Source organism: Pseudomonas reactans, from assembly GCF_013385825.1.
In the GTDB taxonomy this organism is placed as follows: domain Bacteria; phylum Pseudomonadota; class Gammaproteobacteria; order Pseudomonadales; family Pseudomonadaceae; genus Aquipseudomonas; species Aquipseudomonas reactans.
In genome coordinates this window covers 50,148-63,674 of the sequence record NZ_JACAPG010000018.1, presented here as the reverse complement: position 1 = coordinate 63,674, position 13,527 = coordinate 50,148, and the positions used below count along the sequence as shown (strand labels likewise).

The window sequence follows — 13,527 nt, the reverse complement described above, 5'->3', positions numbered from 1 at the left end:
GACGCATGTATGACGCGTCCCTTAGTGATATTTGAACCGCGAACAAGGGGCGAAAATCGCCAGCCTTTATTCGGAGGGCACGTATTCTACTACTTCCAGGTCGAAACCGGATATCGCATTAAATTTCATTGGCGCACTCATCAAGCGCATTTTGCGCACGCCCAGGTCACGCAGGATCTGCGAACCGGCACCGACGATGCTGTAGGTGGTCGGTTTTTTCACCGGCGCGTGGTCAGCCGTTTCGCGGATATGCGCCAGCAACACATCGCCATCCAGCGGGTGACCGAGCAACAGCACCACACCGCTGCCAGCCTCGGAAACCGCAGCCATGGCGGCGCGCAGGCTCCAGCGGCCCGGTTGCTTGACCATCAGCAGGTCACGCAATGGGTCCATGTTGTGCACACGCACCAGGGTCGGCTCTTCGGCGCAAATGCTGCCCAGGGTCAGGGCCATGTGCACGTCGCCTTCCACTGAATCACGGTAGGTCACCAAATTGAATTGGCCCAGTTCGCTGTCCAGTGGCTGTTCGGCAATCCGCTGAACGGTACGTTCGTGGATCATGCGGTAGTGAATCAGGTCGGCAATGGTGCCGATCTTGAGGTTGTGTTCGGCGGCAAAGGCTTCGAGTTCGGTGCGACGGGCCATGGTGCCGTCGTCGTTCATCACTTCGCAGATCACTCCGCTCGGCTCGAAACCGGCCATGCGCGCCAGGTCGCAGGCGGCTTCAGTGTGGCCGGCACGGGCCAGGGTGCCGCCCGGTTGGGCCATCAACGGGAAGATGTGGCCAGGGCTGACGATATCTTCGGCCTTGGCGTCTTTGGCGGCGGCGGCCTGCACGGTGCGTGCGCGGTCGGCGGCGGAGATGCCCGTGGTGACCCCGGTGGTGGCTTCAATCGAGACGGTGAACTTGGTGCCAAAACCCGAACCATTGCGCGGCGCCATCAACGGCAGCTTGAGCAACTCGCAGCGCTCACGGCTCATGGGCATGCAGATCAGCCCGCGGGCGTGCTTGGCCATGAAGTTGATGTGCTCAGGCAGGCAGGCCTCGGCGGCCATGATGATGTCGCCTTCGTTTTCGCGGTCTTCGTCATCCATCAGGATGACCATCTTGCCTTGGCGGATGTCTTCAACCAGTTCTTCGATGCTATTGAGCGCCACGCGGCACCCCCTTGGTCAGGATTTCAGGTAGCCGTTAGCGGCCAGAAAACTTTCAGTGATGTTCCCGGATGTTGGCTCTGCGGCCTTATCGCCCAACAGCAGGCGCTCCAGGTAACGGGCAAGCAAGTCCACTTCCAGGTTCACCCGGCGACCTGGCTGGTAGGACGCCATGATGGTTTCGCTGAGGGTGTGGGGAATGATGGTCAGTTCAAATTCGGCGCCATTCACGGCGTTCACGGTCAGGCTGGTGCCGTCGACGGTGATCGAGCCTTTGTGGGCGATGTACTTGGCCAGCTCTTTCGGCGCGCGAATGCGGAATTCCACGGCACGCGCGTTTTCGCTGCGCGCGACCACTTCGCCGACGCCGTCGACATGGCCGCTGACCAGATGGCCGCCCAGGCGGGTGGTCGGGGTCAGGGCTTTTTCCAGGTTGACCGGGCTGCCGGCCTTGAGGTCGTTCATCGCAGTGCAGTCCAGGGTTTCCCGGCTGACATCGGCGGCAAAACCGTTGCCTGGCAGCTCGATGACGGTCAGGCACACGCCGTTGATGGCGATGCTGTCGCCCAGTTTGACGTCGCCCAGGTCGAGCTTGCCGGTTTCAACCGACAAGCGAACGTCGCCGCCTTTTGGGGTCATCGCACGAATGCTGCCGATGGATTCGATAATGCCGGTGAACATGGCCTTCTCCTGGAAAACGTTACTGCGCTGGGCGCAGGCAGAAAATTATACGCTCGCTGCTGGCACAGGGATGGCAGTGACTCGCCAGTCGTCGCCTACAGCGCGCATTTCAGTGATCTTGAGTTGGGGGGCGTCGGCCAGTTTCTCAAGCGGCCAATCCAACAAAGGCCGCGCGGCGGAGCCGAGGAATTTGCCGGCGATGAATATCACGTACTCATCCACCAGGCCTTGCTGGGCAAACGCACCGGCCAGGCTTGGGCCAGCTTCCACCAGTACTTCGTTGACGCCACGGGCCGCCAGCGCGACCAGCGCCGAGCGCAGGTCGACCTGGCCGTCGACGCCCGGCACCACCAGGCACTCGGGGCCACGAGGAAACTGGTTTTCCGGGGTCACGCAGGTGATGACCAACGCCGGACCGGCCTTGAAGAATGGCGCATTGAGCGGCACGCGCAGGCGGCCGTCGATCAGCACGCGCAACGGCGGACGCGACATGGCCAGGGCGGTGGTGGCTTCATCCAGGCCGAGTTCGGCGGCGCGCACGGTCAGGCGAGCACCGTCGGCCAGCACCGTGTCGGCGCCGGTCAGCACCACGCTGGCCTCGGCGCGCAGGCGTTGCACAGCGGCGCGGGCAGCCGGACCGGTGATCCATTGGCTTTCGCCACTGGCCATCGCGGTGCGGCCGTCCAGGCTCATCGCCAGTTTGACCCGCACAAAGGGCAGGCCATGTTCCATGCGCTTGAGGAAACCCGGATTCAGCGCGCGTGCTTCTGCTTCCAACACACCGCTGCGCACCTCGATACCGGCTTGAGCCAGGCGCTGCATGCCGCGCCCGGCCACTTCCGGGTTCGGGTCCTGCATCCCGGCCACCACGCGGGCGACACCGGCGGTGACTAACGCATCCGCGCAGGGCGGCGTACGCCCGTGATGACTGCACGGTTCGAGGGTCACGTACACCGTGGCGCCACGGGCCTTGGCGCCGGCGGCGCGCAGGGCGTTGGGTTCGGCATGGGGTTCGCCGGTGCGCTCATGCCAGCCTTCGCCGACAATCTGCCCATCGCGCACAATCACGCACCCCACACGCGGGTTGGGATGGGTGGTGTACAGGCCCTTGCGCGCCAGTTCCAGGGCGCGGGCCATGTAATGGGCGTCAAGCACAGCTTGTTCGGCAGACGGTGGGTTCATTCTTTGGCAGGCTCACGGGCCAGGCGGTCGATCTCTTCGCGGAACTCGTTGAGGTCCTGGAAGCGTCGATACACCGAGGCGAAACGGATGTAGGCAACTTCGTCGAGCTTTTGCAGCTCGCCCATCACCAGCTCTCCCACCACCAGGCTCTTGACCTCGCGTTCGCCGGTGGCGCGCAGCTTGTGCTTGATATGCACCAGCGCCGCCTCCAGCCGCTCGACACTCACCGGGCGTTTTTCCAGGGCGCGCTGCATACCGGCGCGCAGTTTTTCTTCGTCGAAAGGCTGGCGGCTGCCGTCGGATTTGATCAGACGTGGCAATACCAGTTCGGCGGTTTCGAAGGTGGTGAAACGTTCACCGCAGGCCAGGCATTCGCGCCGGCGACGCACTTGATCGCCCTCGGCGACCAGACGCGAGTCAATGACCTTGGTGTCGTTGGCACCGCAGAAGGGACAGTGCATGGTGGGCAGGCAACAAATAAAGGGAGGGCCATGGTAGCGCATCCCCGTGGCAAGACAAGCCATAGCCTTTACGGTATATAGGCTGACTATTATGTTTCATATTTTTCAAGCCACGGATTTTGTCCTTTCTGGAGCCGTACATGCAGTTACGACCACTTGTTTTGCTCACCCTGTTCAGTTTCCTGGTCGCCTGCAGCAGCGAAGCCCCCAAGCCGGCCGCACCTCAACCCACCCCGGCACAAGAGAAAAAAGTCCCCGGCATTGAAGACCTAGGCCCCCTGCCCGCCTACCAGCGGGAAATCAGCGGCAGCCTGACCAACATTCCGGCGGGCGCCGAAGTCGAGATGGCGTTGCTGGTGATCGATGACCGTTCACGCCCGCAGCAACTGCTCGCCAGCAGCGTGTTGAGCGGCAACGGCAAGCCTTTGGCCTTCCGCCTGCGCTTCAACCCCGAGGCGTTCCCGGCCGGTGCGCGGGTTGAACTGCGCGGTCGCGCCAGCCAGTCCGGCCAGTTGATCCTGCACCTGCCCGCCGTACGCATCACCCAGGCGATCACCCAGACCACCGGCCCCCTGCAACTCGTCAAGGCACCATGACGCCACCGCTGGACCTGCAAGCCGCGCTGAGCGAACTGATCGGCGACGCGCACCTGGTGCCCTGCCCACTGCCGGGCACCGCGTTGTCGTTGTGGCTGCTCGATGCGGACAACATGGACCGCGCCTTCAGCCCCGACGAAACCCGGCGCATCCTGCATGAACCGCCCTACTGGAGCTTTTGCTGGGCCAGCGGCCTGGCGCTGGCGCGATACCTGGCGGCGAACCCGCAGTGGGTGGCGGGCAAGCGCGTGCTGGATTTTGGCGCGGGCTCCGGCGTGGCCGGGATTGCCGCGGTCAAAGCCGGCGCGCTGGAAGTGGTGGCTTGTGACCTCGACCCACTGGCGCTGGCGTCCTGCCGGGCGAATGCCGAACTCAATGGAGTGGAGTTGGGTTATTCGGCAGACTTTTTTGCCGAAGCCGACCGCTTCGACCTGATCCTGGTGGCCGATGTGCTCTACGACCGGGCTAACCTGCCGCTGCTGGATCAGTTCCTCACGCGGGGCCGCGAGGCGTTGGTGGCGGATTCGCGAGTAAGAGATTTTCAGCACCCGGATTATCAAAGGCTGGAGATCCTGGATGCGCTGACGTTGCCGGACTTGGCGGAGCCTTGGGAGTTTCGCAAGGTGAGCCTGTACCATTCGCGGCGCCAGCCCTTATAGTTGCCCCATTCCCGCTTTATTCGAGACGCCCCATGAGTCAGCCCACGCCGTATATCTTCGATGTCACCACCGCCACCTTCGACCAGGCAGTGATCCAGAACTCCTTCGAAAAACCCGTGCTGGTGGATTTCTGGGCCGAGTGGTGCGCGCCGTGCAAGGCGTTGATGCCGATGCTCGCGAAAGTTGCCGAGAGTTATCAGGGTGAGTTGCTGCTGGCCAAGGTTGATTGCGAGGCCGAGCAGGATATTGTTGCGCGCTTTGGCATTCAAAGCCTGCCGACGGTGGTGTTGTTCAAGGACGGCCAGCCGGTGGATGGGTTTGCCGGGGCGCAGCCAGAGTCGGCGGTGCGCGCGATGCTGGAGCCGCATGTACAGATGCCGCCACCGGCTGCAGCGGATCCGTTGGAGCAGGCCCAGGCGTTGTTTGCCGAAGGTCGCATCAGCGATGCAGAAGCTGTGCTGGTGACCTTGCTGGGCGAGGACAACACCAACGCTGCGGCGCTGATTCTCTACGCACGCTGCCTGGCCGAGCGCGGTGAACTGGGCGAAGCCCAGACCGTGCTGGACGCGGTGAAAAGCGACGACCACAAAGCCGCCCTCGCCGGCGCCAAGGCACAGATTACCTTCCTGCGTCAGGCTGCCGATCTGCCGGACGCCGCCGAGCTGAAAAGCCGCCTGGCGCAAAACCCACAGGACGACGAAGCGGCCTACCAGTTGGCGATCCAGCAACTGGCGCGCCAGCAGTACGACGCGGCGCTGGAAGGCCTGCTCAAGCTGTTCATCCGCAACCGCAGCTACAGCGAAGGCCTGCCGCACAAAACCTTGCTGCAGGTGTTCGAACTGCTGGGCAATGATCACCCGCTGGTGACCGTGTACCGCCGCAAGTTGTTTGCCGCGCTGTACTAACCCTCCATTGTAGGAGCGAGCTTGCTCGCGAAGACCGTCAACGATGACGCGGGCATACTGGATAAACGCGGCGCCTATGAGTTCTTCGCGAGCAAGCTCGCTCCTACAAGGGGGTGTGGGTCCAGGTATAGAGGGGCGTATCCCCGCCGCTGCTGACCTTGACCTGGGCGCTATGGCGCAGGCGCACCAGCAGGCGCTTGCCTGACGCCGCATCGCCGGCCAAACCTTCCAACTGATCGAGCAACTCCAGGCCGCTGAGCTGCCCGGCTTTGCGCAACAGGTCCTGGGCGTTCTGCCACAGGTCGTCATTCTGCTTCACCGGTGTCGCTGTTGCTGCGGCGGGTACAGGCGTCGCCTGCAACTGCGCGCCCAGCCGTGCCCAATCGCCGTCGTCCAGCTCCAGGGTCAAGTCCACCGGCAAGTCGCCGACCGTTCCACGAATTCGCAACATCGTCCTTACTCCTGCACTTTTCTGACAAGCATGCTCCCATGCGGCTTGCGCAACGCCAAGCGGGCGGTCAAACTCAGCGGCAATTGTTATAAGATCACATAACAAAACTTTCATGTTCTGGAGCCTTCTCATGCGCCGTCTGTTGCTTGCTTTGCCGTTTGCCCTGCTGCCACTGGCGGTTGCCCACGCTCATGATGATCACGACCATGAACACGGCAGCCTTGGCGCCCACGAACATGGCGTCGGTCGCCTCAACGCGGTGCTCGACGGCCAGGCCCTGGAGCTGGAGCTGGACAGCCCGGCGATGAACCTGGTGGGTTTCGAACACCTGGCCACCACTCCGGCAGACAAAGCCAAGGTCGCCGCCGTGCGCAAACAGCTGGAAAACCCTATCGCCCTGTTCAACTTGCCCAAGGGCGCCGGTTGCGTGGTCAGCAGCCAGGAACTCAACAGCCCGTTGTTCGGCGATAAGCCGGAAGCCGATCATGACGACGACGATGATGACCACGCCACCGACGGCAAAGGCGCGGCTGCCCATGAGCATCATCACGACCACAGCGAAATCCACGCCCACTACCAGTTCACCTGCGCCACGCCGAAGGCCCTGAGCAACCTTGACCTGACCCAGGTGTTCAAGACCTTCCCCGCCACCCAGAAAATTCAGGTACAACTGATCGGTCCGAGTGGCCAGCAGGGTGTTGAAGCAACAGCACAAGCCGCTACCCTGAAGCTCTGATTGAAACCTGTAGGAGCCGGCTTGCCGGCGATGGTATCGCTGCGGCATATCGGGCACTCCGCGGTGATGCAATCGCCGGCAAGCCGGCTCCTACAGGGTTTTGCGCCTTTTTTGAGACCTGTGATTTCCCATGACTCAAGCGTTAATCGAACTATCCGACCTGGGCTTCAACTGGCCCGGTCACCCCCAGTTGCTGGACATCCCCGCGTTCCGCCTGGAAGCGGGGGAAACCCTGTTTCTCAAGGGCCCGAGCGGCAGTGGCAAAACCACGCTGCTGGGCCTGCTCGGCGGTGTACAGAAACCCAGCCAGGGCAGCATCCGCCTGCTCGGCCAGGAGCTGACCGAGCTGTCGGCCGGCGCCCGCGACCGCTTCCGCGTCGACCACACCGGCTACATCTTCCAGCAGTTCAACCTGCTGCCATTCCTGTCGGTGCGCGAGAACGTCGAGTTGCCTTGCCACTTTTCCAAGTTGCGTGCACAGCGGGCGAAGCAGCGTCACGGCAGTGTCGACCAAGCCGCCGCTGCTTTACTTGCGCACCTTGGGTTGAAAGACAAAACCCTGCTGGAGCGCCGCGCCGACTCACTGTCCATCGGCCAGCAACAACGTGTCGCCGCTGCCCGTGCATTGATCGGCCAACCGGAACTGGTGATTGCCGACGAACCCACGTCGGCCCTGGACTACGACGCCCGCGAAGCCTTCCTGCAGTTGTTGTTCGCCGAATGCCGTGAAGCCGGCGCCAGCCTGTTGTTTGTCAGTCATGACCAGAGCCTGGCTTCGTTGTTCGACCGCAACCTGTCGCTGGCCGATCTCAATCGCGCCGCCACGCCCGCAGAGGTTTGAGATGTATCTGTTCCGTCTAGCCATGGCCAGCCTGGCTAACCGCCGCTTTACCGCGATCCTCACCGCCTTCGCCATCGCGCTTTCAGTCTGCTTGTTGCTCGCGGTGGAACGTGTGCGCGTTGAAGCGCGCAACAGTTTCGCCAGTACTATCAGCGGCACCGACCTGATCGTCGGTGCCCGTTCCGGCTCGGTGAACCTACTGTTGTACTCGGTGTTTCGCATCGGCAACGCCACCAACAACATCCGCTGGGACAGCTTCGAACATTTCGCCGCCAGCCCCCAGGTGAAATGGGCGATCCCGATTTCACTCGGTGACTCCCATCGCGGCTACCGCGTGATGGGCACCAACGAATCCTACTTCGAGCACTACCAATACGGGCGCAAGCAAAACCTCGAACTGGCCAGCGGCCGTGCCTTCGCCACCGACCCGTTTGAAGTGGTGCTCGGTGCCGAGGTGGCTGACGCGCTGCACTACAAACTCGGCGACAAACTGGTGCTGGCCCATGGTGTGGCGGTGGTCAGCCTGGTGAAACACGATGACAAACCCTTCACCGTCGTCGGCATACTCAAGCGCACCGGCACCCCGGTAGACCGCACGTTGCACATCAGCCTCGGCGGCATGGAAGCGATCCATATCGATTGGCACAACGGCGTGCCAGCCCAAGGCAAAGGCCGCATCAGTGCCGACCAGGCGCGCAACATGGACCTCACGCCGCAGGCCATCACCGCGTTCATGCTCGGCCTGAACAACAAGATTTCCACCTTCGCCCTGCAACGGGAGATCAACGAGTTCCGTGGCGAGCCGATGCTGGCGATCCTGCCCGGCGTGGCGCTGCAAGAGCTGTGGAGCATGATGGGCACCGCCGAAAAAGCGCTGTTCGTGATCTCACTGTTCGTGGTGCTCACCGGATTGATCGGCATGCTCACGGCGATCCTTACCAGCCTCAACGAACGGCGCCGCGAAATGGCGATCTTGCGTTCGGTGGGCGCACGTCCCTGGCATATCGCGACACTGCTGATCTTCGAGGCCTTCGCCCTGGCGTTGTCTGGCGTGGTGGCGGGGGTTGGCTTGCTCTACGTGTGCATCGCCGCCTCGCGCGGGTATCTGCAGGCCAACTACGGCCTGGACCTGCCGATGTCGTGGCCCAGCGAATATGAATGGACGCTGCTCGCCGGTATCCTGGGCGCCGCGCTGTTGATGGGCAGCGTGCCCGCGTGGCGCGCCTATCGGCAATCCCTGGCCGATGGCCTGTCCATACGTTTATGAGGAAGGCCTTGATGCGTCGCATCCTGTTTGCATTGTTTCTGCTGATCGCCCTGCCCGCGTGGGCCGCCGAGCCCAAAGAGCTGACGTGGTCGGAGCTGATTCCACCGGATGCCGAACCGGAAGTGCCGAACATGCAGCCGCTGCACAACCTTTCCAGCATGGCGGATGCGCTGGAGTCGGCGCCGGCTGCCAAGCAGGAAATGCCCAACGCGCCAGTGGTGCCTGCGCTCAACGGCCAGCACATTCGCTTGCCCGGTTACATCGTGCCTCTGGAAGTCAGTGAAAACGGGCGCACCACCGAATTCTTGCTGGTGCCGTATTTCGGCGCATGCATCCATGTGCCGCCGCCGCCGTCGAACCAGATCGTGCATGTCAAAAGCGAAATCGGCGTGAAGCTCGATGAGCTGTACCAGCCGTACTGGATTGAAGGTGAGATGCAGGTCAAACCGTCCACCAGCGAGCTGGCCGATGCCGGTTACCAGATGGAAGCCGAGAAAATTTACATGTACGAGCTGCCTGAATAAGGCTGATCGCCCTTTCATTGAGCTGAGTCAAAAGACCGGACGGAACGATCTTTACCATTGGACGTACAACTTTTAAACGTCCTTTGGAGCTCCCATGAACAAGTCTCTGCTCGGCGCGTCCCTCTTCGCGCTCGCCCTCGTCGCCCCCGTTGCACACGCTCACGAAGCCGGCGACATTCTGGTGCGCGCCGGTGCAATCACCGTGAACCCGAAGGCGGACAGCGGCCACGTCAAAGTTGACCAGGGCCCGTTGGCAGGCACCAACCTGGGCGGCAAAGCGACCATGAGCAGCGACACCCAGCTGGGCCTGAACTTCGCCTACATGCTGACCAACCACGTCGGTATCGAACTGCTGGCTGCCACGCCGTTCGAGCATGATGTGAAGATCAAAGGCACCGCCCTGAGCCCCGCCAACGGCAAGCTCGGCACCCTGAAACACCTGCCGCCAACCTTGAGTGTCGTGTACTACCCACTCGACAACAAGTCGGCCTTCCAACCGTACGTGGGCGCCGGTATCAACTACACCTGGATCTACGACGAACACGTCGGCAGCCGTGCCCAAGGCGCAGGTTTCAGCAACTTCAAGGCTGAAAACTCCTGGGGCTGGGCCGCGCAGATCGGTGCGGACTACATGATCAACGACAAGTGGATGATCAACGCCCAGGCGCGCTACATCGACATCAGCACCAAGGCCACCGTGGAAAACAATGGCGTGGCGCCTGGCACCCGCGCCAAGGTCAATGTGGACGTGGACCCGATGGTTTACATGGTGGGTATTGGCTACAAGTTCTAAACCACACTGCCCCCCCTGTAGGAGCCGGCTTGCCGGCGATAGCATCACCACGGTTTAACTGAAAGACCGAGGTGTCTGCATCGCCGGCAAGCCGGCTCCTACGCGTTTGGGGTCAGGTATGGCGGTAGAACCGATCCAGCAACGCCGGCAACCCCGCCCGCCATGCCCGTGGCTTGATGCCGAAGGTGTGGAGGATTTTCTTGCAGGCGAGCACCGCGTGTTGCGGTTCTTCGCTCGCATCCGGCCGGGCCGCGTGCGCCTGGGCGGTAGGGGATTCAATCGCCAGCGGGTGAAAGTTGCGCGCTTCGGTGAGGATCGCCTGGCCCAGCGCCAACGGCGTGGTCGCCTCTTGGCCGGCGTAGTGATAGGTGCCCCATAGCGGCGCCGCGCAATCGAGCTGCTTGAGCACCGAGATGATCACCCGCGCTGCATCGTCCACGGGCGTCGGGTTACCGCGACGGTCGTCCGCCATCAGCAATTCATCCGGTTTCTCGGCACGAGCCAAAAAGCGCCCGAGGGTGCCATCGACACTGTCATCCAGCAGCCAGCCAAACCGCAACAACACATGTTGCGGGCAAGTGGCGCGCACACTCTGTTCGATACGCCACAACGCCTGGCCGCGCAGGCCCAGGGGCACCGGCTCGTCCTTTTCGCTGTAGGCGGTGGCGCGGGAGCCATCGAACACGCGGTAGCTGGACGGTTGCAGCAGGGTAATGTTGTGGTGCTGGCACAACTCGGCCAGGCGTTCGATAGCGAACTCCTGGGCGGCCAGACGGGTTTCGCTGACCGCTTCGGCCTGGAACCAGTCGAAATAGTAGGCGAGGTTGATCAACGCATCGGGACGGGTGTCGTCGAGCAATTGGGTGAGGCTCGCGGCATCCCAGCCGTCTTGGGGCGGTTTGGGTGCGAGGAAACCGATGTCTTCCTCTGCACCGAGGCGAATCAGCGCCTGCCCGAGGGCATTCCCGCCGCCCAGTAACATAAGGCGCATTCGCATAGATTGAGCAGGCCCGGTCTGTTTGGAACGAAGGTTTTCTGGTCTTGGCCAGAATCGTTGCATTTTGCGGGTTTGTAGCGCAACCGTCACGGATTAACTGTCTTCGCGCCCGCCTCCGTCGGTTCATGCTCAAGGGCCGCCCGCGCAGGCACCATGACCTGCTGTGGATAAGTTTGCGCGAAATGCACCTCGTCACAGTTATCCACAAGCTTTTTCAGGCGCTGGTTGAATGCACGGCTTACTGCATATTGCCCGCCCGACACCGTGCGAAATTGCGCCGTGAGCACCACGCCGTTGAGGTCCATCTTGTCGACGCCGAACACCTCCAGCGGTCCTTGCAGGTTGTACTTGAGGAACACATCATCCCGGATTGACTGCCCCGCCTCGCGGATCAGCTCCACCGCCTTGTCCACGTCCGTGTCGTAGGTGAACTGCACCGAGAAGAACGCGTAGGCAAATTGCCGCGATTGGTTGGTGACCGCCTTGATCTGTCCGAACGGCACCGAATGCACAAAACCCTTGCCATCGCGCAGTCGCAGGGTGCGGATGGTCAGGCCTTCGACGGTGCCGGCGTGGCCGGAGTCAAGCACCACCCAGTCGCCGATGGACAGCGTGTCTTCGATGATGATGAACAGCCCGGTGATCACGTCCTGCACCAGTTGTTGCGAGCCAAAACCAATGGCCAAGCCGACCACACCTGCACCGGCCAGCAGCGGCGCGACGTTGATGCCGAGGTTGGCCATGGTGGTGATCGCACAAATCACCACCAAAATGATCTTCACCGCATTGCGCAGCAGCGGCAGGATGGTTTTCACCCGCGTGCTCGGTTGGCGACTGGAGCGCTTGTTGACCGGCGGTTTCAGCGCTTCCTGGATCGCCGTGTCGAGCACCACCCAGAACAGCCAGGTCATCAGCAGGATCAGGCCGATGCTGCTGAGGGAATCGCTGATGGCCCGGCCCACCGAGTTGCGCTGGGCGAACTCGAACAGCGACACGCCCCAGATCCGCCCGAGGATTTCGATAAACGCGATGGCCATGACAATGCGCAGGATCGCGTGCAACAGGCTGAGGAAGCGTTCCTTGTACGCACTGCTGCGTTGGATCGCCACTTGGCTGCGCGACTTGAACAGGTGTTGCAGCACGGTGCTGAGGAACACCGTGCCGATCAGCAGGATCGTGGTGAACAGCGCACAACGCAGGACTTTCTGGTTGTCGTCACCGGCGCCGATCAGGTTGATCGCCGACACCAGCACCATCAACAGGATCGGCCAGTACCACAGGCCGGAAAATATTCGCAGCGACTGTTGCAGTGCCGGGTGTTTTAAGCGCTGAGCCAGTGGCCGATTGCGGATCAGATGGGCGACCGGACGACGCAGCCGGATCACCAGCATGCCGAAAATCACCGCCGCAAACAGCCCGGTAAACACGGCAATGCTGCTGGTGATATTGCCGCCCAGCTGACGGGCGATTTGTGGGCTGGTCAGCGCATCGCTAAGGGCGGCGAGGAAGCCGATCAGGAACAGCGGTTTGGGGCAGTAGCTGCGAATGATCCGTACCGCCGGGCGCTTGTGTCCGACGTTGAACATCACAATGACGCACAGCAGCATTGATGTGGAAAAGATGCCGCTACTGGTGGCGTAGGCAAAGCACAGCGCCAGCGCTCGGCCCACGGAGGTGGGTAGGAAGTGACTGACATACAGGGTCAGCGGCAGGCATATCAACGCGGGAACCGTATAGGGGATCACATACCCGAGCACCGCCAGCAGGCGTCCGCGCCGCTCGAAGAAGGAACGGCGGCCCAGGCGCTGTACGATAAATCGCCCCAACAGCGTCATCGCCACAAATGCGCCGACCCACACGCCGGACAGCAGCAGGAAATCCCCCGCCACACTCCAGGGGGAGCGTGCTGTGGTCTGGTCGACCAGCCGCCCCACCTCGTCGGCCGCTCGGTCCGCGCGCAGGCGCCACTCGTCGATCAGGTTCTGATTGAGGTCGAGCTTTTGCTGTACGTCATCAATGCTGGAACTGATCGCCCCCAGCAGCCCGCCCTCCACCAGCAATTCCGGCTTGGCCGGCGCTTCAGGTTCCGGCGCGGTGGCCGCCGCTTGCAGCGCGCCACTGCCGCAAAACAGCAGCGCGCCGAGCAGTAATGCAGTCTTGAGATTCAGCAAAACACCGAGCTCCTTCAGAAGGGTCTGTAAGGAACTGACGGGTTTGCGCTTTGATCGTTCCCCTTCAGCGGCATCTTTATGCCGTCTGTAGGACGCTGGAAACTTTCC

15 protein-coding genes are annotated in these 13,527 nt (G+C 62.3%); 8 read left to right on the top strand and 7 right to left on the bottom strand.

The annotated features are described in order from the left end of the window. Positions 1–66 precede the first annotated feature (66 nt). From ribBA to nrdR, 4 genes are read right to left on the bottom strand one after another with little or no spacing between them, the layout of a single operon-like run. Positions 67–1,158: a bifunctional 3,4-dihydroxy-2-butanone-4-phosphate synthase/GTP cyclohydrolase II gene (gene ribBA / locus HX868_RS20655; RefSeq protein ID WP_016978541.1), complete on the bottom strand. Its 1,092-nt coding sequence runs from the start codon at positions 1,156–1,158 to the stop codon at positions 67–69. Between the two features lie 15 nt (positions 1,159–1,173). Beyond that, positions 1,174–1,836 carry a riboflavin synthase gene (locus tag HX868_RS20650; RefSeq protein ID WP_177004209.1) on the bottom strand — a complete coding sequence of 221 codons (663 nt, stop codon included), beginning with the start codon at positions 1,834–1,836 and terminating at the stop codon, positions 1,174–1,176. Between the two features lie 45 nt (positions 1,837–1,881). Beyond that, a complete protein-coding gene (ribD, locus tag HX868_RS20645) occupies positions 1,882–3,018 on the bottom strand; it encodes a bifunctional diaminohydroxyphosphoribosylaminopyrimidine deaminase/5-amino-6-(5-phosphoribosylamino)uracil reductase RibD (protein WP_033897962.1) in 1,137 nt (378 codons plus the stop codon). Beyond that, on the bottom strand, positions 3,015–3,479 hold the full coding sequence (gene nrdR, locus HX868_RS20640; protein ID WP_010206843.1) for a transcriptional regulator NrdR: 465 nt from the start codon (positions 3,477–3,479) through the stop codon (positions 3,015–3,017). Before nrdR ends, ribD begins: the two co-directional genes overlap by 4 nt. A gap of 140 nt (positions 3,480–3,619) precedes the next feature. On the opposite strand from nrdR, the gene HX868_RS20635 reads away from it, so the two are divergent. The 3 genes from HX868_RS20635 to trxA are packed head-to-tail and all read left to right on the top strand — an operon-like array spanning position 3,620 to position 5,639. Then, positions 3,620–4,075 (top strand): YbaY family lipoprotein, encoded by a 456-nt coding sequence (locus HX868_RS20635; RefSeq protein ID WP_016978537.1) that lies wholly within the window; start codon positions 3,620–3,622, stop codon positions 4,073–4,075. Then, positions 4,072–4,734: a class I SAM-dependent methyltransferase gene (locus HX868_RS20630; protein WP_177004208.1), complete on the top strand. Its 663-nt coding sequence runs from the start codon at positions 4,072–4,074 to the stop codon at positions 4,732–4,734. Before HX868_RS20635 ends, HX868_RS20630 begins: the two co-directional genes overlap by 4 nt. Before the next feature lie 32 nt (positions 4,735–4,766). Beyond that, positions 4,767–5,639, top strand: coding sequence for a thioredoxin (gene trxA / locus HX868_RS20625; RefSeq protein WP_177004207.1), 873 nt, complete (start codon positions 4,767–4,769; stop codon positions 5,637–5,639). Between the two features lie 103 nt (positions 5,640–5,742). On the opposite strand, the gene HX868_RS20620 is transcribed toward trxA, so the two are convergent. After that, positions 5,743–6,090: a hypothetical protein gene (locus HX868_RS20620; protein WP_177004206.1), complete on the bottom strand. Its 348-nt coding sequence runs from the start codon at positions 6,088–6,090 to the stop codon at positions 5,743–5,745. Positions 6,091–6,220: 130 nt separating this feature from the next. Between HX868_RS20620 and HX868_RS20615 the strand changes: the two genes are divergently transcribed. The 5 genes from HX868_RS20615 to HX868_RS20595 all read left to right on the top strand — a co-directional run bounded on the left by HX868_RS20615 (position 6,221) and on the right by HX868_RS20595 (position 10,251). Continuing rightward, positions 6,221–6,826 (top strand): DUF2796 domain-containing protein, encoded by a 606-nt coding sequence (locus HX868_RS20615; RefSeq protein WP_177004205.1) that lies wholly within the window; start codon positions 6,221–6,223, stop codon positions 6,824–6,826. Between the two features lie 130 nt (positions 6,827–6,956). Then, positions 6,957–7,667, top strand: coding sequence for an ABC transporter ATP-binding protein (locus HX868_RS20610; protein WP_177004204.1), 711 nt, complete (start codon positions 6,957–6,959; stop codon positions 7,665–7,667). 1 nt (position 7,668) lies between these two features. Then, a complete protein-coding gene (locus HX868_RS20605; RefSeq protein WP_016978529.1) occupies positions 7,669–8,934 on the top strand; it encodes an ABC transporter permease in 1,266 nt (421 codons plus the stop codon). Positions 8,935–8,945: 11 nt separating this feature from the next. After that, positions 8,946–9,458 carry a DUF3299 domain-containing protein gene (locus HX868_RS20600; RefSeq protein WP_095013689.1) on the top strand — a complete coding sequence of 171 codons (513 nt, stop codon included), beginning with the start codon at positions 8,946–8,948 and terminating at the stop codon, positions 9,456–9,458. Between the two features lie 94 nt (positions 9,459–9,552). After that, positions 9,553–10,251: an OmpW/AlkL family protein gene (locus HX868_RS20595; protein ID WP_016978527.1), complete on the top strand. Its 699-nt coding sequence runs from the start codon at positions 9,553–9,555 to the stop codon at positions 10,249–10,251. Positions 10,252–10,363: 112 nt separating this feature from the next. On the opposite strand, the gene HX868_RS20590 is transcribed toward HX868_RS20595, so the two are convergent. Further along, positions 10,364–11,248, bottom strand: coding sequence for a sugar nucleotide-binding protein (locus tag HX868_RS20590; RefSeq protein ID WP_177004203.1), 885 nt, complete (start codon positions 11,246–11,248; stop codon positions 10,364–10,366). Positions 11,249–11,334: 86 nt separating this feature from the next. Continuing rightward, complete coding sequence (locus HX868_RS20585; RefSeq protein ID WP_177004202.1) at positions 11,335–13,419, bottom strand: mechanosensitive ion channel family protein; 2,085 nt, start codon at positions 13,417–13,419, stop codon at positions 11,335–11,337. Positions 13,420–13,527: the final 108 nt, after the last annotated feature.

Excerpts from the sequence above, each read along its gene's own strand:
- HX868_RS20635 (WP_016978537.1), top strand. The coding sequence starts at position 3,620 with ATGCAGTTACGACCACTTGTTTTGCTCACCCTGTTCAGTTTCCTGGTC.
- HX868_RS20610 (WP_177004204.1), top strand. The coding sequence starts at position 6,957 with ATGACTCAAGCGTTAATCGAACTATCCGACCTGGGCTTCAACTGGCCC.
- HX868_RS20630 (WP_177004208.1), top strand. The coding sequence starts at position 4,072 with ATGACGCCACCGCTGGACCTGCAAGCCGCGCTGAGCGAACTGATCGGC.
- HX868_RS20595 (WP_016978527.1), top strand. The coding sequence starts at position 9,553 with ATGAACAAGTCTCTGCTCGGCGCGTCCCTCTTCGCGCTCGCCCTCGTC.
- trxA (WP_177004207.1), top strand. The coding sequence starts at position 4,767 with ATGAGTCAGCCCACGCCGTATATCTTCGATGTCACCACCGCCACCTTC.
- HX868_RS20650 (WP_177004209.1), bottom strand. The coding sequence starts at position 1,836 with ATGTTCACCGGCATTATCGAATCCATCGGCAGCATTCGTGCGATGACC.
- nrdR (WP_010206843.1), bottom strand. The coding sequence starts at position 3,479 with ATGCACTGTCCCTTCTGCGGTGCCAACGACACCAAGGTCATTGACTCG.
- ribD (WP_033897962.1), bottom strand. The coding sequence starts at position 3,018 with ATGAACCCACCGTCTGCCGAACAAGCTGTGCTTGACGCCCATTACATG.
- HX868_RS20590 (WP_177004203.1), bottom strand. The coding sequence starts at position 11,248 with ATGCGAATGCGCCTTATGTTACTGGGCGGCGGGAATGCCCTCGGGCAG.
- HX868_RS20620 (WP_177004206.1), bottom strand. The coding sequence starts at position 6,090 with ATGTTGCGAATTCGTGGAACGGTCGGCGACTTGCCGGTGGACTTGACC.
- HX868_RS20600 (WP_095013689.1), top strand. The coding sequence starts at position 8,946 with ATGCGTCGCATCCTGTTTGCATTGTTTCTGCTGATCGCCCTGCCCGCG.
- HX868_RS20605 (WP_016978529.1), top strand. The coding sequence starts at position 7,669 with ATGTATCTGTTCCGTCTAGCCATGGCCAGCCTGGCTAACCGCCGCTTT.
- HX868_RS20615 (WP_177004205.1), top strand. The coding sequence starts at position 6,221 with ATGCGCCGTCTGTTGCTTGCTTTGCCGTTTGCCCTGCTGCCACTGGCG.